The organism is Galbibacter mesophilus (assembly GCF_023721415.1).
Taxonomy (GTDB): domain Bacteria; phylum Bacteroidota; class Bacteroidia; order Flavobacteriales; family Flavobacteriaceae; genus Galbibacter; species Galbibacter mesophilus.
In genome coordinates this window covers 153,628-174,007 of sequence record NZ_JAMQVC010000001.1, presented here as the reverse complement: position 1 = coordinate 174,007, position 20,380 = coordinate 153,628, and the positions used below count along the sequence as shown (strand labels likewise).

Sequence of the window (20,380 nt, the reverse complement as noted above, 5' to 3'; positions counted from 1 at the left end):
ACTATTTTTTTAACGCTTCAGGGATTTCACAAACCGGTATTGGTACCATTTTGTGTTTATTCGCTCGGTTAAAACGGGTGTAAATGTCGAAGACTTCTTGTTGCCTACCGCTGAAGTGGGAAGACGTTTTGCCTTCGTCTGCCATTTGCATAGCCCATTCCAACTCTGGGTAGGAAGCTCCAATTTGGTCTTCGTCTGTTCTATCGTCTCCCCAGAGTCCGTCTGTAGGAGCTGCGGTTTGTATTTCTTTATTAACACCTAAAACCTTTGCAATTTCGTAAACTTCAGTTTTAAGCAAGTCGGCAATCGGACTCAAATCTACGCCGCCATCTCCGTACTTGGTGTAAAAACCTACACCAAAATCCTCCACTTTGTTTCCCGTTCCGGCTACCAAATATGTTTCCAATGCAGCAAAATAATAAAGAGACGTCATACGTAAACGGGCGCGGGTGTTTGCCAATGTCATAAATCTATCTTCTTCGTTTTCAACTTTTGGAAAGGCATCTACCAAACTGTCAAAAACAGGCGTAAGGTTTACTTGAGTAGTTTTTACATTAGGAAAGTTTTCTTGAAGCCACTTAATATGGTTTAACGCCCTGCTTACTTGATTTTCCGCTTGATGAATGGGCATTTCAAGGCAGAGTACATCCAATCCTGTTTTAGCACATAGCGTAGAAGTGACCGCAGAATCAATTCCGCCAGAAATACCAATCACAAAGCCATTTACTTTAGCCGATTCAGCATAATTTTTAAGCCAAGAAACAATATGTGTAATAATTTTTTCAGTTTGCATAATTCAATGTTCTAGAATACGTTTATCTTTTCAAAAGTAAAATTAAAAAGGACTGGTACATTTTTACTTTCTTCTAACTTTGTAAACAAATGTAACAGATTCTTAAATTTATAAAAAACGAAAACACTTTTGCTTATAAAATAATGTGTATGAAGAAATTTTTGTGCTTTCTTTTTGTCATTTTGATAGTATATGCTTGCGCTACCGAATCTCAATTGGAAAAAGAGATTGGAAATATCCCTGTTGAAATTGAAATAAAAAGATTTGATAAAGAATTTTCTGAAGCGTCACCTTCGGATTTACCTAAGTTGAAAAGGGAATATCCCTATTTATTTCCTGAACAATTTCCAGATAGCGTTTGGGTAGCTAAAATGAATGATACTTTGCAAATAGAATTGTTTGATGAAATAAGCAAGCAATATCCTGATTTCGAATCGGACACAAGTGAAATAAGATCGCTCTTTCAACATATAAAATACTATTTCGAAAATTTTGAAGCGCCAAAAGTGGTTACTGTAATTTCGGATGTAGATTACAAGAACCGCGTAATTTATGCAGATACTTTACTGTTGCTGGGGCTAGATAACTATTTGGGGAAAGAACACCGTTTTTACGGAGGAATACAGCAATACATTAAAAACGATTTTGAAAAGGAGCAAATAGAGGTCGATATAGCTAAAACAATCGCTACTAGCAAAATTAGGAGCCCAAGAAACCGAACTTTTTTAGCTCAAATGGTTTACTACGGAAAACTCTATTACATAACACAGTTGTTTATCCCTTTCCGAGAAAGCAATCAAATTATAGGATATACAGAAGAAGAATATAATTGGGCGAAAGCCAATGAAAACTATATTTGGCGCTATTTTATTGAAAGAGAGCTTCTTTTTTCCACCGATAGGAAATTAAGCGAACGTTTTATAGATCCTGCCCCGTTTTCTAAGTTTTATTTGGAACTAGACAACGAATCACCAGGCCGATTGGGCCGATTTATTGGCTGGGAGATTGTACGTTCGTATATGGAAAATAATGAAGTATCTTTGCAGCAAATGCTGAACACATCAGCAGAAGAAATTTTTAATAATTCAAAATATAAACCCGAAAAGTAATGGCTAAAACACATCGCTCTGATATAAATTTACATATAGAACTCGATGAAAATAAAGTGCCCGAAAAATTGAGTTGGACGGCTAAAGATGGTGGCGTGGAAAATGAGAAAGCAAAGGCTTTTTTACTTTCTGTATGGGATAGCGACAAGCAAGAGACTTTAAAAATTGATCTTTGGACAAAGGATATGCCGGTGGATGAAATGAAAAAGTTTATGCACCAAACTTTGGTTTCCCTTAGCGATACCTATCAGAGAGCTACCCAAGATGATAAAATGACGGCCACAATGCGTGATTTCTGCAGCTATTTTGCGGAAAAATTGGAGCTTACCAAATAATACCATTTGTTCGTTAACATTACTCGAATAAAATGAAATTCTCCAAGCTTATTTTTGTTTACAATGCCAAAGGCGGGCTATGGAATGAGGCGGTCGGTGCAGCACACAAAATTTTGAGTCCGAATACCTATGCTTGCAATCTCTGTAAACTCACCCACGGAAATTTTAAAGAAAAAGAAGCTTGGAAATCCTTCAGGGAATCTTCAGAAGTAACGATGAAGTTTTTTCATATTGAAGATTTTCAGAAGAGATATCCTGAATTTTCAAATACCGAATTGCCTGCTGTTTTCAGCGAAAGCAAAGCTGGAAAAGTAGAAGCATTTTTATCTTCAGAAACCATTAATGCCATCGGGAGTATAGAGGAATTAATGGAAGTAATTCGGGTAAAACTAAAAGAGTAATTGTAACAATTCTTCTTGTTGTTCGTCTTCCCAGTATAACCAATACAAAATAAGATGAACAAAATTTTAAGTTTACTAGCCGTAGCCATAATCATGGTGTCTTGTGGTGCTTCCACTCCTTATGATTCTTTCAGAAAAGAAAATAAAGATGATATTGCGTTTTCATTAAGCGCCTCCAACTTTTTAGTTAATATGTTTGTAGATGACGAGGATTTGAAAGAGCTCAATGAGGTGGTAAGTGGAATTTCTAAATATCGTGTTTTGGTGGGGCAAGAGGTTTCTTCTTCTTCCTTGGAAACTCAGTTTAACAATTTTGTAAGTAAAAAAGGCTATGAATCGTTGATGTATGTGAATAGCGACGGGGCAAGAGTGGGACTTTATTATTTTGAGAGAAGGGGAAAAATAAGAGAAATCCTTATGAAGGTAAAAGACGATGAGGACTTTGTGGTGCTAAGTGCCGAAGGGAACATTAAAATAAAAGACCTTGATAAATTAATGAGCAAAGCTGTTGTTGAATTACAATAGCCCTTATTTAATTTGGCTGTTGATTTCTTCAATGTAATTCAACACTTCATCCCTTCCGGTTTTTGATGAGGACGAAGTGATGAAATAATTCGGAGCTTCTTCCCAAACACCTTCCAGGAGCGCGTCAATATAATTGTTAACGTTCCGCTCGATGGCTTTTGGTTTCAACTTGTCTGCCTTGGTAAATATGATAGAAAATGGAATTTGGTTTTCCCCCAGCCACTCCATAAATTCCAAATCGATTTTTTGAGGCTCGTGTCGAATATCAATTAAGACAAAGGCAGAAACCAATTGCTGGCGTTGCTCAAAATAGGCAGTTATAAATTTCTGAAAGGTACTTTTGGCTTTTTTTGAAACTTTTGCATATCCATAGCCCGGCAAATCCACTAAGAACCAGTTTTCATTTATTTTAAAATGATTGATCAACTGAGTCTTTCCTGGCTTGCCGGAAGTTTTAGCTAAATTTTTACGGTCGGTAAGCATGTTGATAAGCGATGACTTTCCAACGTTGGACCTGCCGATAAAGGCGTATTCTGGAAGAGGTTCGTTCGGACATTTACTAACGTCGGAATTACTCATTACAAAATGGGCCGATTTAATCTGCATAGAAGACTATTGTAAGTTTCTTTTTTCTAGCCAAGCATCCAAAATAGTGTTGAAATCGTTGGGATGCTCCATCATTGGGGCATGTCCACATTTTTCAATCCAAAACAATTCAGAATCCGGTAAAAGTTCATGAAATTCCTTCGCTACCGATGGCGGCGTTACTGTATCATTTTCTCCCCAAATTATACAAGTTGGAGTGTGCATGTGCGGCAAGTCTTTTGCCATATTATGTCTAATTGCACTTTTTGCAATGGCTAAGGTCTTTACCAGCTTATTTCGATCGTTAACCGTGGCAAAAACTTCATCTACTATTTCTTTGGTTGCTACCGCAGGGTCGTAGAAAACATCCTGACTTTTCTTTTTAATAAATTCGTAGTCACCTCTTTTTGGATAACCGTCGCCCATGGCATTCTCATACAAACCGGAGCTTCCGGTAATAACCAAAGCCTTCACTTTTTGTGGGTATAATTTGGTATGTAACAAACCGATATGTCCTCCTAAGGAATTTCCTAAAAGAATAACGCTATCTAAGTTTTTAAACTCTATAAATGCTTCTAAATAATTGGCAAAGTTCTTTACGTTTGTTTTTAGTAAAGACATGCTGTATATGGGGAGCTGAGGGATTAATACTTTGTATCCTTTTGCTGAAAAATAATTGGCTACACCGCTAAAATTGCTTAATCCACCCATCAATCCATGGAGTACAATCATTGGGGTTCCTTCTCCAACTTCCAAATAAGTAAATTTACCTTCCTTCTTTAAATCTTGTGTCATTAAGGATTAATTACATTCTTCGGAAACAAATATAGGCATTTCGAAATTATATTGAACGATTTCTAACAGCCCTGTCTATTTATTCCTTAAAAATCGCAAAAGTATCATTTTTCCGTCTTAAATAAAGAAAGCTTCAGTTATTAACAATTTTATAACGCACGCATTTACTGATGGTTGACGTCGATAGAGGGAATTTATCAACAAAGTGGTAAAAAGTGGCTAAAAGTGGTAAAAAGTGGTAAATATTTCTTTATATTTGAAAAGTTAACGACAAAACCATCCGGGGGTGATCCAGTTTTCAGAAGAATATGAGTGTAAGGCAGATAGCAAAGGGCGCATAATGGTGCCGTCTTCTTTGCGTGCTAAACTTGCCCCGGTTTTACAGGATGGTTTGGTGTTGAAACGGTCTATTTTTCAAAAATGCTTGGAGATTTACACCATGGCGGCTTGGGAGAAAGAAATGAAGCAAGTTGGAAAACTAAATCGCTTTGTGAAAAAGAATAATGACTTCATCCGTCAATTTACTGCAGGAGTTCGTGTCGTTGAGATTGATGCTAGCGGAAGGTTGTCGCTTCCTAAGAATTTAATGGCATTTGCCGATATTGAAAAAGAGGTGGTGCTTTCTGAATCGATAGATAGAATTGAGGTTTGGGATAAGCAGAAATATTACGACGTGCTTGAGGAAGGAGCGTCGTCGTTCTCTGATTTAGCAGAAGATGTAATGGGTGGTTTTGAATTAAATGAAGGAGAAGATGGAGTATCATAACCCAGTTTTGTTAAAGGAAACCGTTGATGGTTTGGCGATAAAGGAAGATGGAGTGTATGTAGACGTTACGTTTGGTGGCGGAGGGCATTCCAGAGAGATTTTAAGCAGGCTGGGGGAGAAAGGGAGATTGTTTGCCTTTGATCAAGATGAAGATGCGGTTAAAAATAAAATAGATGATGAGCGGTTTGTGCTGATAGAAGAGAATTTTAGGTTCTTAAAGCGTTATTTGAAATTCTACGGAGTAACAGAAGTGGATGGTGTATTGGGTGATTTTGGGGTTTCGTCGCACCAATTTGATGTGGCAGAACGTGGTTTTTCTACCCGTTTTGAAGCCGATTTGGATATGCGGATGAGCAAAAGAAACCCGATTTCTGCTAAAGAAGTAGTGAACGATTATTCGGAAGCAGACTTAAGAAGTGTCTTCAGTTTGTACGGGGAGCTTCGGAATGCTGCTGCGATTGCTAAAACCATTGTGGAGAAGCGAGCGGAATCACCTATAAAAACTTCCGAAGAATTAAAAGTTGCTTTAAAAAGGTTTTTGCCTCAGCATAAGGAGCATAAAATTTTGGCGCAAATCTATCAAGCCATTCGTATTGAGGTGAACCAAGAGATGGAGGTGTTGCGCGAGTTTTTGTTGCAAACTCCAGAGGTTCTTAAAAAAGGTGGGCGGTTGAGTGTGATAAGTTATCATTCGTTGGAGGATCGTTTGGTGAAACGATTCATGAGAGCCGGGAAGTTTGAAGGGGAGCCTGAAAAAGACTTTTACGGGAATATAGATGTTCCTTTAAGGAAAGTGGGCGGATTGATAACGCCATCGAGAGAAGAAATAAAACAAAATAATAGAGCGCGTAGCGCAAAATTGAGAATAGCAGAAAAGTTGTAATAAAAACATGAGGAAAGGGATTCTGGACATATTGAAAGGAAAGTTTTTAGTAAGCGAAGATTCTTTTAAGAATTGGCGCTTTATTCTTTTTGTGTCTATGTTGGCCGTGATAATGATTTCCAGTGCGCACCAAGCTGACAAGAAAGTGCACGATCTGGCAAAACTTACCAATGAAGTTTTGGAGTTGCGAAGTGAATTTGTAGATGTAAGGACGAAAGTGCAACAGGTGAGATTGGAATCGAATGTAACGGCCAAAGTGGTTTCATCTGGTTTGAAGCCGTCTTTAATTCCGCCGAAAAAAATTAGGGTTGCCCATAAAAAATGAAATTATGCCAATAACCGATAAAAACATATTAAGCCGCTTGTATTTCGTCGCAGGGTGTATGTTTTTCTTCGCCTTGGCAGTTGTGGTAAAATTATTTGCCATTCAATTTTCTGAAGGGGAGAAATACAGGGCGCTTGCCGAGCAACGTACCATTAAGAATTTTACAATTGAACCGAAAAGGGGCAATCTGTATTCTGATGATGGCAGTCTGTTGGCTACTTCAGTGACCAAATACGACATCCGTTTTGATGCCGTTACCCCGCAACATAAAGTGTTTGAGAGAAATATAAAAGCTTTGTCGGATTCTTTGTCAAAAGTATTGGGCAGATCGTCTTCCTATTATCAAAATTTAATGCGAAAGGCGCGGGCTAACAAGAACCGCTATTTACTTATCGCAAGGGATTTGGGGTATACGGAATATATTCAGATTAAAAATTTCCCTTTATTCAATTTAGGTCCTTACAAAGGTGGGATAATTGTGGAGCAGGAAACCAAAAGGGAATATCCTTTAGGCGGAATTGCGCACCGAAGCGTCGGGTACGAACGTGTAGACGATCAAGGGTATTACACAAGAGTTGGTTTGGAAGGTGCTTTTGGCGATTATTTAAGAGGAACCGAAGGGCATCGTCTAAAACAAAAAATAGCCAAAGGACAATGGAAACCCATTACCGATTACAATGAAGTTGAGCCTAAAGACGGCTATGATGTGGTTTCTACCATTAATGTGAATATTCAGGACATTGCCCATCACGCACTTTTAAATCAGTTAGAAAAATACAAAGCCGATCACGGTTCTGTAGTAGTTATGGAAGTGGCGACAGGAGAGATTAAAGCGATATCCAATTTAGGCCGTACCAAAAGTGGAAGTTATTACGAGCGTTTGAATTACGCCGTAGGGGAGTCCCATGAGCCAGGCTCCACCTTCAAATTAATGTCCATGATTGCTGCTTTGGAAGATGACGCGGTGGATACTAGTGATGTTATCGACACAGAAAAAGGTATTATCTCATTCTACGGAAAAAAAGTAAGGGATTCCAAGCATGGTGGTTACGGTGAAATCACAGTTTCTGAAGTATTGGAGCGTTCCTCGAATGTTGGAATTGTAAAAATTATCGATAAACATTATAAAAGCCAGCCTGAAAAATTTGTCAACCGTCTTTATAATATGGGACTGAATGAGAAACTGGGAATGTCTATAAAAGGCGAGGGAAAACCAATCATCCCACACCCAAATGATAAAAGCAGGTGGAGCGGGATTGCCCTGCAATGGATGGCATACGGGTATGGAGTGTCTTTTACGCCGTTGCAAACACTTACTTTCTATAATGCGGTTGCCAATGGTGGTGAGATGGTGAAGCCGAGATTGATAAAAGAAGTTCGTGAATGGGACAAGGTGGTTCATAAGTTCGATAAGGAAGTTATCAATCCTTCAATCTGTTCCAAAGAAACAATATCCAAAGTACAGGAAATGCTCAAAAATACAGTTGAAAGTGAACACGGAACAGGGCATGGCCTGTATTCTCCTAATTTTTCCATGGCCGGTAAAACGGGGACTTGTCAGAAAGATTATAGAGATAAAAGCAAACTAAATTATATCTCCAGCTTTGCGGGTTATTTCCCTGCTGAAAATCCGAAATATTCCTGCATCGTCGTAATTCACGAACCCGATAAAAGCGTTGGGTATTACGGAGCAGATGTGTCGGGGCCGGTGTTTAAAAGTATTGCACAGAAAATTTATACCAATTCTCCGTTAATCGATACGATTGAAGAGTTGGATGAAGAGAATTCGAAAGTTGAAAAAGATTACAAGGCTTATTACGCCCAAGTGAAGAAGCGAAATGAAAAAATGCCAAATGTGGAAGGCATGAGCGGAATGGATGCGGTTTCTTTACTCGAAAATCTTGGTGTGAAAGTTAGGGTGGAAGGAAGTGGAATAGGAAAGGTGAAAAGTCAGTCGGTTAAAAGCGGACAAAAATTGGAGTCGAACCAAACAGTAGTGTTGCAGTTATCATGATGTTGTTAAAAGACATATTATATAGGGTTACCATTAATGCGGTTGTTGGCAATACGGTAACGCATGTGAATTCCATTCATTTTGATTCCCGAAAGGTATCTTTGGATGATGTTTTTGTCGCTGTGCCCGGTACTGTTGTAGATGGACATAATTATATTACCAAAGCCGTTGAGGCAGGGGCAATAGCTGTTATTTGCGAGAAACTTCCTGAACAAACAATTAACGGGGTTACCTACGTGGAAGTGGAAAATTCGCACAGGGCATTGGCTATAATGGCAGCTAATTTTTATAAAAACCCTTCAGCAAATTTAAAATTGGTAGGGGTTACAGGAACTAACGGAAAAACTACTGTAACTACGTTGCTTTACAATTTGTTTAAAAAAGCAGGTTTTAAAGTCGGGTTGCTTTCTACCGTAAAAGTTATGGTTGGGGATGAAGACTTTCCAGCAACACATACAACGCCAGATTCCATCACTATAAATGAATATTTAAAAAAGATGAACGATGCGGGGGTGGAGTTTTGCTTTATGGAAGTAAGTTCCCATGGAATCCATCAACAGCGAACAGCAGGTTTGCAGTTTGCCGGAGGTGTTTTTACCAATTTGTCGCACGATCATTTGGATTATCATAAAACTTTTGCTGAATACAGGGATACCAAAAAAATATTCTTTGACGAACTGCCTAAATCAGCATTTGCGCTTGTAAATGTAGATGATAAAAATGGTTTGGTAATGTTGCAAAACACCAAAGCCAATAAGGTTACGTATGCCTTAAAATCGTATGCCGATTACAAAGCACAAGTCCTCGAAAATCAATTTACAGGATTGTTGCTGAAAGTGAATGACAACGAGGTATGGTCAAGATTGATTGGAAGTTTCAATGCCTATAATTTATTGGCGGTCTATGCTGTTGCTGATCTTCTGGGATTGGAAACGTTGGAGACGCTTCAGTACATGAGCGAATTGGAAAGTGTTGGCGGCCGGTTTCAGTATTTTATTTCCGAAGAAAAAATCACCGCAATAGTAGATTACGCGCACACGCCAGATGCATTAAAGAATGTTTTGGAAACTATAAATACTATTAGAACCGGGAATGAAAGTTTGATTACAGTGGTAGGTTGTGGTGGGGACCGTGATGCTGCAAAAAGACCGGTAATGGCAAATATCGCTTCGCAATTGAGCAGTAAAGCCATTTTTACTTCCGATAACCCAAGAACGGAAGATCCAAAAAAGATTATTGAAGACATGGAGGTGGGGGTAGAACCTCAAAATTATAATAAAACAATTTCTATAGAAGACAGAAAGCAAGCAATTAAAACGGCTTGCCAGTTTGCAAAGCCAAACGACATTATCCTTATCGCGGGAAAAGGTCACGAAACCTATCAAGAAATAAATGGGGTTCGTAATCATTTTAACGATTTGGAGGTAGTAAAAGAATTATTGTCAAACGTACAAAAATAAGCAAGGCCCTCAAAAAGAGGAATAAACGAGTTATATGTTATACTATTTATTCGAATTTTTAGAAAAACAATATCAATTACCGGGAGCGGGATTGTTTCAGTTCATCACCTTCAGGGCCTCTGCTGCGGTGCTATTGTCGTTGTTGATATCTACCATTTATGGAAAGCGAATTATCAATTATTTGCGATCGAAACAAATTGGTGAAAGTGTTAGGGAGTTAGGCTTGGAAGGCCAATCGCAAAAAGCGGGAACACCAACTATGGGGGGTATCATTATCATCTTATCTACCCTAATTCCTGTTTTGTTGTTTGCTAAACTGGAGAACATCTACATTATCGTGTTGATTGTAACTACGGTTTGGATGGGAGTTATAGGTTTTGTGGACGATTACATTAAGATTTTCAAAAAAGATAAAGAAGGATTAAAGGGTAAGTTTAAAGTTCTCGGTCAAATCGGAATCGGATTGATTGTTGGAGCGACCTTATATTTTCACCCGAACGTTACGGTAAAAGAAGAGTTAAAAACTGAAAATAAAGTGGAGGTAGTAACGCGAAGCGATGCGAGTCTGGACTATGGAGATGAGGAGAAATCTACCAAAACCACCATTCCATTTGTTAAAGATAACGAGTTTGATTATGCCTTGTTGCTTTCTTGGATGGGAGATAATTACAAAAGTTACGCTTGGTTAATTTTTATTCCAATTGTGGTATTCATTATAACCGCAGTGTCCAATGGCGCCAATTTAACCGATGGTATTGATGGCTTGGCAGCTGGAACCTCGGCGATTATCGCGTTGACCTTGGGAATTTTTGCTTGGGTTTCGGGTAATATCATTTTTTCAGATTATTTAAATATCATGTACATCCCTAGGGCGGGGGAAATAACGGTTTTTATCGCTGCTTTTGTGGGGGCATTGGTTGGATTTTTATGGTATAACACATTTCCGGCGCAAGTTTTTATGGGTGATACAGGGAGCTTAACCATAGGCGGAATAATTGCGGTTATCGCAATCGCTATTAGGAAAGAATGGCTAATACCTATTCTCTGCGGAATTTTCTTAGCTGAAAATTTATCCGTAGTCCTTCAGGTGAGTTTCTTTAAATACACAAAGAAAAAATATGGAGAAGGAAGGCGTATTTTTTTGATGTCGCCTCTTCATCATCACTATCAAAAGAAAGGATATCATGAAAGTAAAATCGTAACCCGTTTTTGGATTGTAGGAATATTGTTGGCAGTTATAACGGTAGTTACCCTCAAGTTGCGATAAAGCGTAACTCGTAACTCGAATAATATGAAAAGGCTTGTAGTACTTGGTGGAGGCGAAAGTGGTGTGGGAACAGCCATTTTAGGAAAGAAAGAAGGATTTGATGTTTTTGTTTCCGATAAAGGAAACATCAAAGAAAAATATAAGAACGTTCTTAAAAATATTGAAGTTGATTGGGAAGAAGGGGAGCATTCGGAAGATAAAATTTTGAATGCCGACCTCGTAATGAAGAGTCCGGGAATACCCGATAAAGCGCCGCTAGTTAAAAAGCTGGTGGAAGCAAAAATAGCTGTTGTTTCAGAAATTGAATTTGCTTCGGAATATACAGGTGCAACAATCGTGGGGATTACCGGAAGCAATGGCAAAACAACCACTACTATGCTTACCAACCATCTACTTAAAAATGGAGGATTGAACGTAGGTATGGCTGGTAATATCGGGGACAGTTTTGCGCAAATGGTAGCTGAAAGCCATAAGGATTTTTACGTATTGGAAATCAGTAGTTTTCAGTTGGATGGAATTAAAAATTTTCATCCACACATTGCTATCATTACCAACATCACCCCAGATCACTTAGACAGGTATGATTATAAGTTTGAAAATTACATTGCTTCCAAGTTTAGGATTGCCATGAATCAAACACAAGAAGATTACCTTATTTATGATGCCGATGATGCCGTAATTACCGATTGGCTTGAAAAGCATCCGGTAAAAGCACAACTGTTACCATTTTCAGTTGAAAAGAAGATAGAAAATGGAGCGTATTTAGAGAATAATAAGATTATAATAAACATAGATAAACAGCATTTAGAAATGTCAACAGATACATTAACATTAGAAGGGAAGCACAACACTAAAAACGCCATGGCGGCTTCTACAGTAGCACAATTATTAAAAATTAGAAAAGCAACCATTCGTGAAAGTCTTGAGAATTTTCAGGGAGCTTCCCATAGGTTAGAAAAAGTGTTGAAAATTCAGAATGTACAATACATAAACGATTCTAAAGCAACCAATGTAAATGCTACATTTTATGCGTTGGATAGCATGAAAACCCCAACAGTTTGGATTGTAGGTGGACAAGATAAGGGGAACGATTACTTATCGCTTATGCCTTTAGTACGCGAAAAAGTAAAGGCTATTGTTTGTTTAGGGCTTGATAATGCCAAAATCATAGAAACCTTTGGTAGTGTAGTAGATTTTATTGTGGAAACAACCTCAATGAAAGATGCAGTAAAAATTAGTAAAGAAGTAGCCGAAAAAGGAGATTCCGTTTTATTGTCTCCAGCATGTGCTTCTTTCGATCTGTTTACCAACTATGAAGATCGAGGAGACCAGTTTAAAGAAGAAGTAAGAAAGTTATAATCGATAAAAAAAGAGCCTTACCAGTGCAGGAAATATTTAAAAATATAAAAGGGGATAAAGCTATTTGGGCCGTTGTGGGCCTTTTGGCGCTGTTTTCCTTTTTACCTGTTTACAGCGCAAGTACTAACTTGGTGTATGTGGTAGGTAATGGTACTACTTTAAGTCATTTGTTTAAACATGGAGTGCTACTTTTGATGGGAATTTGTGTGATTTATGCTGTGCATAAAATTCCGTATCGATATTTTAAAGGCTTATCCATTATAGCAATGCCAATAGTTATCCTATTGCTTGTTTATACGTTAGCACAAGGAACTACCATTGGTGGAGCCAACGCAAGTAGATGGATACAGGTGCCTTTTGTAGGGATAACATTTCAAACCTCTACTTTGGCATCTATTGTATTGCTTATTCACGTAGCAAGATATTTGGCAAAAATAAAAGATAGAACCATCAGTTTTAAAGAGAGTATTGTGCCACTTTGGTTACCAGTTTTTGTGGTGCTGATGCTTATTTTGCCTGCCAACTTTTCTACTACTGCTATTATCTTTTTTATGGTATTAACACTATGTTTTTTGGGTGGATATCCATGGAAATATTTAACAGCCATAATCGGAGCGGGGATATTGGGGTTGACCATGTTTGTGCTTACCGCAAAGGCTTTTCCTGGATTGTTCCCAAATAGAGTGGATACGTGGATTAGCCGAATTGAAAGTTTTGCTGATGATGAAGATACGGAAGCTGATTATCAAATAGAGAAAGCTAAAATAGCCATTGCAACGGGAGGAGTTATTGGCGTTGGTGCAGGAAAAAGTGTAATGAAGAATTTCCTTCCTCAAAGTTCATCCGATTTTATTTACGCAATCATTGTTGAAGAATATGGACTTGTGGGCGGACTCATAATGGTGCTTATTTATTTGCTGTTACTCTTTAGAATTGTAGTCGTTGCCCACAAGTCGGAATCCACTTTTGGGAAACTGCTGGTCATTGCGGCCGGATTGCCTATCGTTTTTCAGGCATTCATCAATATGGCGGTAGCAGTAGAGTTATTCCCTGTAACGGGTCAAACGCTTCCGCTAATCAGTAGCGGGGGTACTTCCATTTGGATGACTTGTTTGGCCATTGGTATTATTCTAAGTGTAAGCGCTAAGCGACAGGAAAAGTTAGAGAAAGAAGAAGAAAAAGTTGAAAATCAAAATCCGTTAGACGTTTTAAGTGAGCAATTATAGATTCATATTATCCGGTGGAGGGACAGGTGGTCATATCTATCCCGCAATTGCTATAGCCAATGAGCTAAAGCAAAGGCACCCCAATGCCGAATTTTTGTTTGTAGGCGCTCAGGACAGAATGGAGATGGAGAAAGTGCCGCAGGCAGGATATAATATTAGAGGATTATGGATTTCTGGAATTCAGCGGAAGCTAACACTCAGTAATCTGATGTTTCCTTTCAAGTTGATGAGTAGTCTTTGGAAGTCAAAAAGCATACTAAAAGAATTTAAACCACATGTGGCTATTGGAACGGGCGGTTTTGCAAGCGGACCATTGCTTAAAATGGCTTCAGAAAAAAATATTCCATGCGTGCTTCAGGAGCAGAATTCGTTTCCTGGAATTACAAATAAGTGGCTGTCAAAAAAAGTGGAAAAGATTTTTGTAGCCTATGATAAGTTGGAGCGGTTTTTTCCTTCTGAAAAAATTGTAAAAACGGGTAATCCTGTTCGTCAGGATTTGTTGGAAATCCAAGGCAAAGAAGAAAAAGGTAAAAGATTTTTTAAGCTGAAGGAAAATCGTAAAACCCTGTTTGTCATGGGTGGAAGTTTAGGTGCACGAAGAATAAACCAATTAGTTGAAAAAGAGCTAAACTTTTTTAAAGAAAACAACGTACAAATTATATGGCAATGCGGTAAACTGTATTATGAAGAATACAAAAAGTACGAGAGTGAAATGATAAAAGTGAATGCTTTCATAAATGATATGAACTTGGCCTACGCGGCGGCAGATTTTATTATTTCAAGGGCGGGAGCCATTTCTGTTTCAGAGTTGGCCATAGTAGCAAAGCCTACTTTTTTTATACCATCGCCCAATGTTGCGGAAGATCATCAAACCAAAAATGCTTCAGCCGTAGCTGAAAAAAATGCCGCAATTTTATTGAAGGAGAATAAATTGGATGAAGTATTTGAAAATACTTTTTTATCTGTTTTTAATTCCGAAGAAAAGCAAAAAGAATTAAGTGGGAATTTTAAAAAATTGGCGTTGCCCAATGCTACCAAAACCATTGTTGACGAAATAGAAAAACTTTTAAAAACTGCTTAAAAATATATGAACTTACAAACAATACATAACGTTTACTTTATCGGCATAGGCGGCATTGGTATGTCTGGGCTGGCGCGTTATTTTAAGTTCATTGATAAAAATGTTGCTGGCTACGACAAAACACCCAGCGAGATTACACAGGGCTTGGAAGAATCTGGTATTGCAGTTCATTTTAACGATAATGTTGAAGCAATTCCAGCCGATTTCAAGAATAAAGAAAATACATTGGTAGTGTACACCCCGGCGGTACCGAAAGATCATTCCGAATATCAATATTTTATTACCAACGGTTTTGAAGTGCAGAAAAGAGCTGCTGTTTTAGGCTTAATCACAAAAGACTCGTACTGCTTTGCGGTGGCTGGAACTCATGGAAAAACCACAACTAGTAGCATACTGGCGCATATATTGAAAGAAACGGGAACACCAATTACAGCCTTTTTGGGAGGTGTTTCAGAGAATTTCAATAGTAACTTTTTAATTGAAGGCAGCGCTTATACGGTTGTGGAAGCTGATGAATTTGATCGTTCATTTTTGCATTTATCGCCAACTGTATCTTGCATTACATCCATGGATGCCGATCATTTGGATATTTATGGAAACAAGCAGGAGTTAGAACGTACTTTTAACGATTTCGCTTCCAGATTAAAATCCAACGGTAAACTATTTGTTAGAAATGGATTGCCTATTGAAGGAATTACCTATGGTATTGAGGATGACTCCGATTATACCATTCAAAATATTAAGATCACAAACTCAACCTATCTATTCAACGTGGTAACCCCTACAGAAACTATTGAAGGGGTTACGTTTAACAAACCAGGAAAACACAATTTGTTGAACGCATTGGCGGCATTGGCAATGGCGGCAACATTAGGCACCCCCCTAAGTCGCCTTGCCGAAGCGCTTGCCAGTTTTAAAGGGATTAAACGAAGGTTTTCATATCAAATCAATCAAGAAAATCTAGTTTACATAGACGATTATGCACACCACCCTACGGAAATCGATGCTGTTTATGAAGCAGTAAAGAGTGCACACCCAAATAAGAAAATTACCGTAATCTTTCAGCCCCATTTATTTTCCAGGACGAAAGATTTTGCCCCAGAATTTTCACAGAGCTTAACCCGTTTTGACGAGATTATTTTATTAGACATTTACCCAGCTCGGGAAAAACCGATTGAAGGAATTACATCAGATTGGTTGTTGGAAATGATAACAAACCCCAACAAGCAAAAAGTTGCCAAAGAAAACCTTTCTGAGGCAGTACGAAAAAGTGATTCCCAGGTTTTTTTAACCCTTGGTGCTGGAGATATTGGACTAGAAGTGAATACCTTAAAAAAAACGTTAAGTGAAAAAATATTTTAACCATATAAAAATTGGGATAGTGCTGCTAGCATTGGTATTTTTGTACTCTTTTTCAAATAGCAGAAATAAAAATCGTACCGTAAGCAAGCAATCAGACATCGTTTTTTTAAACGATGAGGGGCATTTTATTACCAGAAATACAGTTAATAAGTTGTTGATACAAAATGAAGTGGATACTTCGGGCGTACCAAAAGAAAAATTAGCTTTGAATAGAATGGAGCAGTCTCTTGTCGCCAATGAAATGGTGCAAGAGGCTGATGTGTACGTTTCTGTAACTGGGGAGATTGGGGCAAAAATCCGCCAGCGTACGCCTATAGCGCGTGTTGCATCCAATCCGTCTTTTTATATTGATGCTGAAGGAAAAAAAATGCCTTTGTCGCCAGTGTATGCTGCACGTGTTCCTTTGGTAACCGGTGTAGGTGATAAAAGCGACATAACAAAACTTTATAAACTTTCTGAGTTTATATATGAAGATGAATTTCTGAAAAAGAATATTATCGGGATTCATCAAAAAAAAGATCATTTTGAATTAAAGTTGAGAACTGAAGACTTCGTGATTCTTTTGGGAGAAGCCGAAAAGCTAGAAGCGAAGTTCAACAATTTTAAAGCTTTTTATCAAAAGGGATTACACGATAAAACGTTAGGGAAATACAAAGCGGTAAACCTTAGCTTTGATAACCAAGTAGTGTGTACCAAAAAATAGATTATGGAAAATACTAAATACGCGGTAGGATTAGATATAGGGACCACAAAAATTGTGGCCATGATCGGTCGTGAGAACGATTATGGAAAGATTGAGATTTTAGGTATTGGAAAATCTAAAAGCTTAGGGGTGCATCGGGGTGTGGTTAACAACATCACACAAACCATTCAATCCATTCAACAAGCCGTTCAAGAAGCTGAAAGTGTATCCGGATTGAAAATCCATGATTGCGTAGTAGGAATCGCAGGGCAACATATTCGAAGCCTTCAGCATAGTGATTACATCACTAGATCAGATTCCGAAGAAGTAATAAGCGATATAGATTTAGATAAACTTTGCAATCAGGTTTATAAACTGGTAATGCTTCCAGGGGAAGAGATAATTCATGTCCTTCCGCAGGAATATAAAGTCGATGGACAAGCAGAAATAAAAGAACCTATTGGAATGTATGGTGGCCGATTGGAAGCCAATTTTCACGTGGTGGTTGGGCAAGTATCGTCTATTAGAAATATTGGTAGGTGTGTAAAAAGCTCTGGTCTTGATTTGGCGGGAATTACCTTAGAGCCGTTAGCTGCTGCAAATGCTGTTTTGAGTCAGGAAGAAAAGGAAGCAGGTGTAGCATTGATTGATATCGGTGGAGGAACTACCGATTTAGCCATTTTTAAAGATGGAATTATACGTCATACCGCAGTAATTCCTTTTGGAGGAAATGTGGTTACGGAAGATATAAAAGAAGGATGCTCCATAATTGAAAAGCAGGCAGAGCTCTTAAAAATAAAATTTGGATCAGCTTGGCCTGGTGAAAACAAGGATAACGAAATAGTTTCCATTCCTGGTTTAAGGGGAAGGGAGCCCAAGGAAATTACATTGAAAAACCTTTCTAAAATCATCCATGCCCGTGTGGTGGAGATTATAGAACAGGTGTACATGGAAATTAAAAACTACGGTCACGAGGATCAAAAGAAAAAATTGATTGCAGGAATTGTGTTAACAGGCGGTGGTAGCCAGTTGAAACATTTAAAGCAATTGGTAGAATACATCACGGGAATGGATACTAGAATTGGATATCCAAATGAACATTTAGCAGGAGATTCTGATGCGGAAGTGGCTAGTCCGGTGTATGCAACGGCTGTTGGTTTGGTGATGAATGCCATTCAGCAGCAAAAGAAAAATGGAGTGAAAACTGTGGAGAAAGAACCGCAACCAACTTCAGAAGAAAAAGAAGAAACAGAAAATATCGAACATAACCAAACCGAGCCCCAACCAACGGAACCACCAAGAGAGCGTAAAAGCTTTTTGGAAAAATGGTCTGAAAAATTAAAAGACTTTTTAGATAACGCAGAATAGGTTACCAACGTCTAGCATGCGTAAAAAAATGAATAGTAAGTAGCAAAAAGGAAAACAGGGTAAAAAAAATTATTATGAGTAGCAACACAGATTTAGGGAACATCTCATTCGACTTACCAAAAAATCAAAGTAATGTAATTAAAGTTATTGGCGTTGGAGGCGGCGGTAGCAATGCAATTAATTACATGTTTCAACAGGGAATCAATGGGGTGGATTTTGTGGTTTGTAATACAGATTCGCAAGCACTGCAAAATACAGGCGTACCGAATAAAGTTCAATTGGGGGTTTCTTTAACCGAAGGATTAGGCGCAGGTGCCAATCCCGAAATTGGGGAACAGGCAGCGATTGAGAGCTTGGAAGAGCTCCAATCTATGCTAGATACCAACACTAAAATGGTATTTATCACCGCTGGAATGGGTGGAGGAACCGGAACAGGTGCGGCTCCTGTTATTGCAAAGTTGGCAAAGGATATGGATATTCTTACTGTTGGAATTGTTACCATACCTTTTCAGTTTGAAGGAAAAATGAGAAATCAACAGGCGCAACGTGGCGTGGAAAAGTTACGCGCACATGTGGATTCCCTAATTATGATTAACAACAATAAACTAAGGGAAGTCTATGGAAACCTTGGTTTCAAAGCTGGTTTTTCTAAGGCAGATGAAGTGTTGGCAACGGCAGCTAGGGGAATTGCAGAGGTAATAACTCATCATTACACTCAAAACATCGATTTACGTGATGCAAAAACTGTGCTTTCCAATAGTGGGACCGCCATTATGGGTTCTGCTACTGCTACGGGGGCTAACCGTGCGCCAGAGGCTATTATGAAAGCTTTGGATTCGCCACTTCTTAACGATAATAAAATCTCAGGTGCTCAGAACGTATTGCTACTTATCGTTTCTGGAGCTGAAGAGATTACATTGGATGAAATTGGAGAAATCAACGATCATATACAGAATGAAGCTGGGCACAACGCCAACATTATCATGGGTGTAGGGGAGGACGAAAGTCTTGGCGATTCTATTGCCGTTACGGTTATTGCTACTGGATTCAACCCAGAGCAGCAGCATGAGATTGTGAATACTGAAGCAAAAAAAATTATCCATACCCTGGAAGATGAACAAAAAGCTGTCCACGATCTTACTCCAAAAAATAACCCTACAAGATTTTCCAACCAACCTGTTGAAGCGCCAAAAGAAGCTCAACCAGAGCCGGTAAAAGAAGAAAAAATTGTAAAACATACCTTGGTTGATGATACGCAGGATGAGCCAAGCATGGAGTTGATACCAACTTCAGAATTGATTAAAAATATCAATGTTGTTTACGATGAGGTTACTTTAGAAAATGACGATGATTTTGTAATTATAGATACTACAGCAAAATTAAGGGACATCGATGTGGTGGATCCAGAAATAGTGCGTCCGGCAGAAGCCAAAAAGCAAACGATGCTTTCTTTTGATATGCCGCTGAATGAGAATGATCAAGAAGAAGAGGAAGAGCAAAATACGGTTACTTTCGACTTTTCGGAGGATGTTAATGATTACGAGGTGAAGGACCATGTTGAAGTGATTCCCGTAACGGAAGTTTCCCAAGATGGAACAAAGCGATATAGTTTGGATGATTACATGGAAATGGAAGATCAATTGAACAACGCTAAACCTTCAGCAAAAAAAGAAGAAAAAGTAGAAGAGGAATTGGCTTTTAAGAAGAAAGTCGTTGAAGAAAAGCCTTCTGATAATCAAGTTTCTGAAGAAGTAGACCCAATGAACAGTTCTATTGAGGATAGTTTGAGAAGTAGAGCAGAAGAGCGTCGACGCAAGTTGAAAGACTTCAACTATAAATTTCACAATAATGCCTCCAAGATTGAAGAAATTGAGAAACAGCCAGCGTACAAGCGTATGGGAATCGATTTGGAAGACAGAAGAAATTCTGATCAATCATCAAGGATGAGTTTAGGATCAGACAGTAACGATGAAATGCAATTGAGAAGTAATAATTCTTTTTTGCATGATAACGTAGATTAAACGAATTGTTAATAGGTTATTCG

The 20,380-nt window shown here is 38.4% G+C and carries 20 protein-coding genes; 17 read left to right on the top strand and 3 right to left on the bottom strand.

Annotated elements, in window-relative coordinates; genetic code table 11:
- Position 1: 1 nt before the first annotated feature.
- On the bottom strand, positions 2-793 hold the full coding sequence (nadE, locus tag NDQ75_RS00715) for an NAD(+) synthase (RefSeq protein WP_202028854.1): 792 nt from the start codon (positions 791-793) through the stop codon (positions 2-4).
- A gap of 149 nt (positions 794-942) precedes the next feature.
- Between nadE and gldB the strand changes: the two genes are divergently transcribed.
- The 4 genes from gldB to NDQ75_RS00695 are packed head-to-tail and all read left to right on the top strand — an operon-like array spanning position 943 to position 3,163.
- On the top strand, positions 943-1,902 hold the full coding sequence (gldB, locus tag NDQ75_RS00710) for a gliding motility lipoprotein GldB (RefSeq protein WP_202028853.1): 960 nt from the start codon (positions 943-945) through the stop codon (positions 1,900-1,902).
- Positions 1,902-2,237, top strand: coding sequence for a gliding motility protein GldC (gldC, locus tag NDQ75_RS00705; RefSeq protein ID WP_202028852.1), 336 nt, complete (start codon positions 1,902-1,904; stop codon positions 2,235-2,237). Before gldB ends, gldC begins: the two co-directional genes overlap by 1 nt.
- Positions 2,238-2,269: 32 nt before the next feature.
- Positions 2,270-2,638, top strand: a complete 369-nt coding sequence (locus NDQ75_RS00700; protein ID WP_202028851.1) for a GTPase — start codon at positions 2,270-2,272, stop codon at positions 2,636-2,638.
- A 54-nt stretch (positions 2,639-2,692) separates the two neighbouring features.
- Positions 2,693-3,163 carry a DUF4252 domain-containing protein gene (locus tag NDQ75_RS00695; protein WP_202028850.1) on the top strand — a complete coding sequence of 157 codons (471 nt, stop codon included), beginning with the start codon at positions 2,693-2,695 and terminating at the stop codon, positions 3,161-3,163.
- A gap of 3 nt (positions 3,164-3,166) precedes the next feature.
- On the opposite strand, the gene yihA is transcribed toward NDQ75_RS00695, so the two are convergent.
- Positions 3,167-3,769 (bottom strand): ribosome biogenesis GTP-binding protein YihA/YsxC, encoded by a 603-nt coding sequence (gene yihA / locus NDQ75_RS00690; RefSeq protein WP_202028849.1) that lies wholly within the window; start codon positions 3,767-3,769, stop codon positions 3,167-3,169.
- A gap of 6 nt (positions 3,770-3,775) precedes the next feature.
- A complete protein-coding gene (locus tag NDQ75_RS00685; protein ID WP_202028848.1) occupies positions 3,776-4,543 on the bottom strand; it encodes an alpha/beta fold hydrolase in 768 nt (255 codons plus the stop codon).
- A 286-nt stretch (positions 4,544-4,829) separates the two neighbouring features.
- Between NDQ75_RS00685 and mraZ the strand changes: the two genes are divergently transcribed.
- The 13 genes from mraZ (at position 4,830) to ftsZ (ending at position 20,357) form a co-directional block, all read left to right on the top strand.
- Positions 4,830-5,309, top strand: coding sequence for a division/cell wall cluster transcriptional repressor MraZ (gene mraZ, locus NDQ75_RS00680; RefSeq protein ID WP_202028847.1), 480 nt, complete (start codon positions 4,830-4,832; stop codon positions 5,307-5,309).
- Positions 5,296-6,192, top strand: coding sequence for a 16S rRNA (cytosine(1402)-N(4))-methyltransferase RsmH (rsmH, locus tag NDQ75_RS00675; RefSeq protein ID WP_202028846.1), 897 nt, complete (start codon positions 5,296-5,298; stop codon positions 6,190-6,192). Before mraZ ends, rsmH begins: the two co-directional genes overlap by 14 nt.
- A 7-nt stretch (positions 6,193-6,199) precedes the next feature.
- Positions 6,200-6,517: an FtsL-like putative cell division protein gene (locus NDQ75_RS00670; protein WP_202028845.1), complete on the top strand. Its 318-nt coding sequence runs from the start codon at positions 6,200-6,202 to the stop codon at positions 6,515-6,517.
- A gap of 4 nt (positions 6,518-6,521) precedes the next feature.
- Positions 6,522-8,531: a penicillin-binding protein gene (locus NDQ75_RS00665; protein WP_202028844.1), complete on the top strand. Its 2,010-nt coding sequence runs from the start codon at positions 6,522-6,524 to the stop codon at positions 8,529-8,531.
- Complete coding sequence (locus NDQ75_RS00660) at positions 8,528-9,991, top strand: UDP-N-acetylmuramoyl-L-alanyl-D-glutamate--2,6-diaminopimelate ligase (protein WP_202028843.1); 1,464 nt, start codon at positions 8,528-8,530, stop codon at positions 9,989-9,991. The genes NDQ75_RS00665 and NDQ75_RS00660 overlap by 4 nt, the downstream gene beginning before the upstream one ends.
- Positions 9,992-10,025: 34 nt before the next feature.
- Complete coding sequence (gene mraY / locus NDQ75_RS00655; RefSeq protein ID WP_202028842.1) at positions 10,026-11,258, top strand: phospho-N-acetylmuramoyl-pentapeptide-transferase; 1,233 nt, start codon at positions 10,026-10,028, stop codon at positions 11,256-11,258.
- 24 nt (positions 11,259-11,282) lie between these two features.
- Complete coding sequence (gene murD, locus NDQ75_RS00650) at positions 11,283-12,617, top strand: UDP-N-acetylmuramoyl-L-alanine--D-glutamate ligase (protein WP_202028841.1); 1,335 nt, start codon at positions 11,283-11,285, stop codon at positions 12,615-12,617.
- 23 nt (positions 12,618-12,640) lie between these two features.
- The gene (locus NDQ75_RS00645) at positions 12,641-13,843 is read left to right on the top strand and encodes an FtsW/RodA/SpoVE family cell cycle protein (protein ID WP_202028840.1); all 1,203 of its coding nucleotides are present in this window, start codon (positions 12,641-12,643) and stop codon (positions 13,841-13,843) included.
- On the top strand, positions 13,830-14,924 hold the full coding sequence (gene murG / locus NDQ75_RS00640; RefSeq protein ID WP_202028839.1) for an undecaprenyldiphospho-muramoylpentapeptide beta-N-acetylglucosaminyltransferase: 1,095 nt from the start codon (positions 13,830-13,832) through the stop codon (positions 14,922-14,924). The genes NDQ75_RS00645 and murG overlap by 14 nt, the downstream gene beginning before the upstream one ends.
- Positions 14,925-14,930: 6 nt before the next feature.
- Complete coding sequence (gene murC / locus NDQ75_RS00635; RefSeq protein WP_202028838.1) at positions 14,931-16,286, top strand: UDP-N-acetylmuramate--L-alanine ligase; 1,356 nt, start codon at positions 14,931-14,933, stop codon at positions 16,284-16,286.
- Positions 16,270-16,989: a cell division protein FtsQ/DivIB gene (locus tag NDQ75_RS00630; RefSeq protein WP_202028837.1), complete on the top strand. Its 720-nt coding sequence runs from the start codon at positions 16,270-16,272 to the stop codon at positions 16,987-16,989. Before murC ends, NDQ75_RS00630 begins: the two co-directional genes overlap by 17 nt.
- A gap of 3 nt (positions 16,990-16,992) precedes the next feature.
- A complete protein-coding gene (gene ftsA / locus NDQ75_RS00625) occupies positions 16,993-18,336 on the top strand; it encodes a cell division protein FtsA (RefSeq protein ID WP_202028836.1) in 1,344 nt (447 codons plus the stop codon).
- Between the two features lie 74 nt (positions 18,337-18,410).
- Complete coding sequence (ftsZ, locus tag NDQ75_RS00620) at positions 18,411-20,357, top strand: cell division protein FtsZ (protein ID WP_202028835.1); 1,947 nt, start codon at positions 18,411-18,413, stop codon at positions 20,355-20,357.
- Positions 20,358-20,380 lie beyond the last annotated feature (23 nt).

Bases quoted from the DNA above. Each gene is read 5' to 3' on its own strand.
- NDQ75_RS00700 (WP_202028851.1), top strand. From the start codon at position 2,270: ATGAAATTCTCCAAGCTTATTTTTGTTTACAATGCCAAAGGCGGGCTA.
- gldB (WP_202028853.1), top strand. From the start codon at position 943: ATGAAGAAATTTTTGTGCTTTCTTTTTGTCATTTTGATAGTATATGCT.
- ftsA (WP_202028836.1), top strand. From the start codon at position 16,993: ATGGAAAATACTAAATACGCGGTAGGATTAGATATAGGGACCACAAAA.
- gldC (WP_202028852.1), top strand. From the start codon at position 1,902: ATGGCTAAAACACATCGCTCTGATATAAATTTACATATAGAACTCGAT.
- NDQ75_RS00685 (WP_202028848.1), bottom strand. From the start codon at position 4,543: ATGACACAAGATTTAAAGAAGGAAGGTAAATTTACTTATTTGGAAGTT.
- mraY (WP_202028842.1), top strand. From the start codon at position 10,026: ATGTTATACTATTTATTCGAATTTTTAGAAAAACAATATCAATTACCG.
- NDQ75_RS00665 (WP_202028844.1), top strand. From the start codon at position 6,522: ATGCCAATAACCGATAAAAACATATTAAGCCGCTTGTATTTCGTCGCA.
- yihA (WP_202028849.1), bottom strand. From the start codon at position 3,769: ATGCAGATTAAATCGGCCCATTTTGTAATGAGTAATTCCGACGTTAGT.
- NDQ75_RS00670 (WP_202028845.1), top strand. From the start codon at position 6,200: ATGAGGAAAGGGATTCTGGACATATTGAAAGGAAAGTTTTTAGTAAGC.
- NDQ75_RS00695 (WP_202028850.1), top strand. From the start codon at position 2,693: ATGAACAAAATTTTAAGTTTACTAGCCGTAGCCATAATCATGGTGTCT.
- murD (WP_202028841.1), top strand. From the start codon at position 11,283: ATGAAAAGGCTTGTAGTACTTGGTGGAGGCGAAAGTGGTGTGGGAACA.
- NDQ75_RS00660 (WP_202028843.1), top strand. From the start codon at position 8,528: ATGATGTTGTTAAAAGACATATTATATAGGGTTACCATTAATGCGGTT.
- murC (WP_202028838.1), top strand. From the start codon at position 14,931: ATGAACTTACAAACAATACATAACGTTTACTTTATCGGCATAGGCGGC.
- ftsZ (WP_202028835.1), top strand. From the start codon at position 18,411: ATGAGTAGCAACACAGATTTAGGGAACATCTCATTCGACTTACCAAAA.
- rsmH (WP_202028846.1), top strand. From the start codon at position 5,296: ATGGAGTATCATAACCCAGTTTTGTTAAAGGAAACCGTTGATGGTTTG.
- nadE (WP_202028854.1), bottom strand. From the start codon at position 793: ATGCAAACTGAAAAAATTATTACACATATTGTTTCTTGGCTTAAAAAT.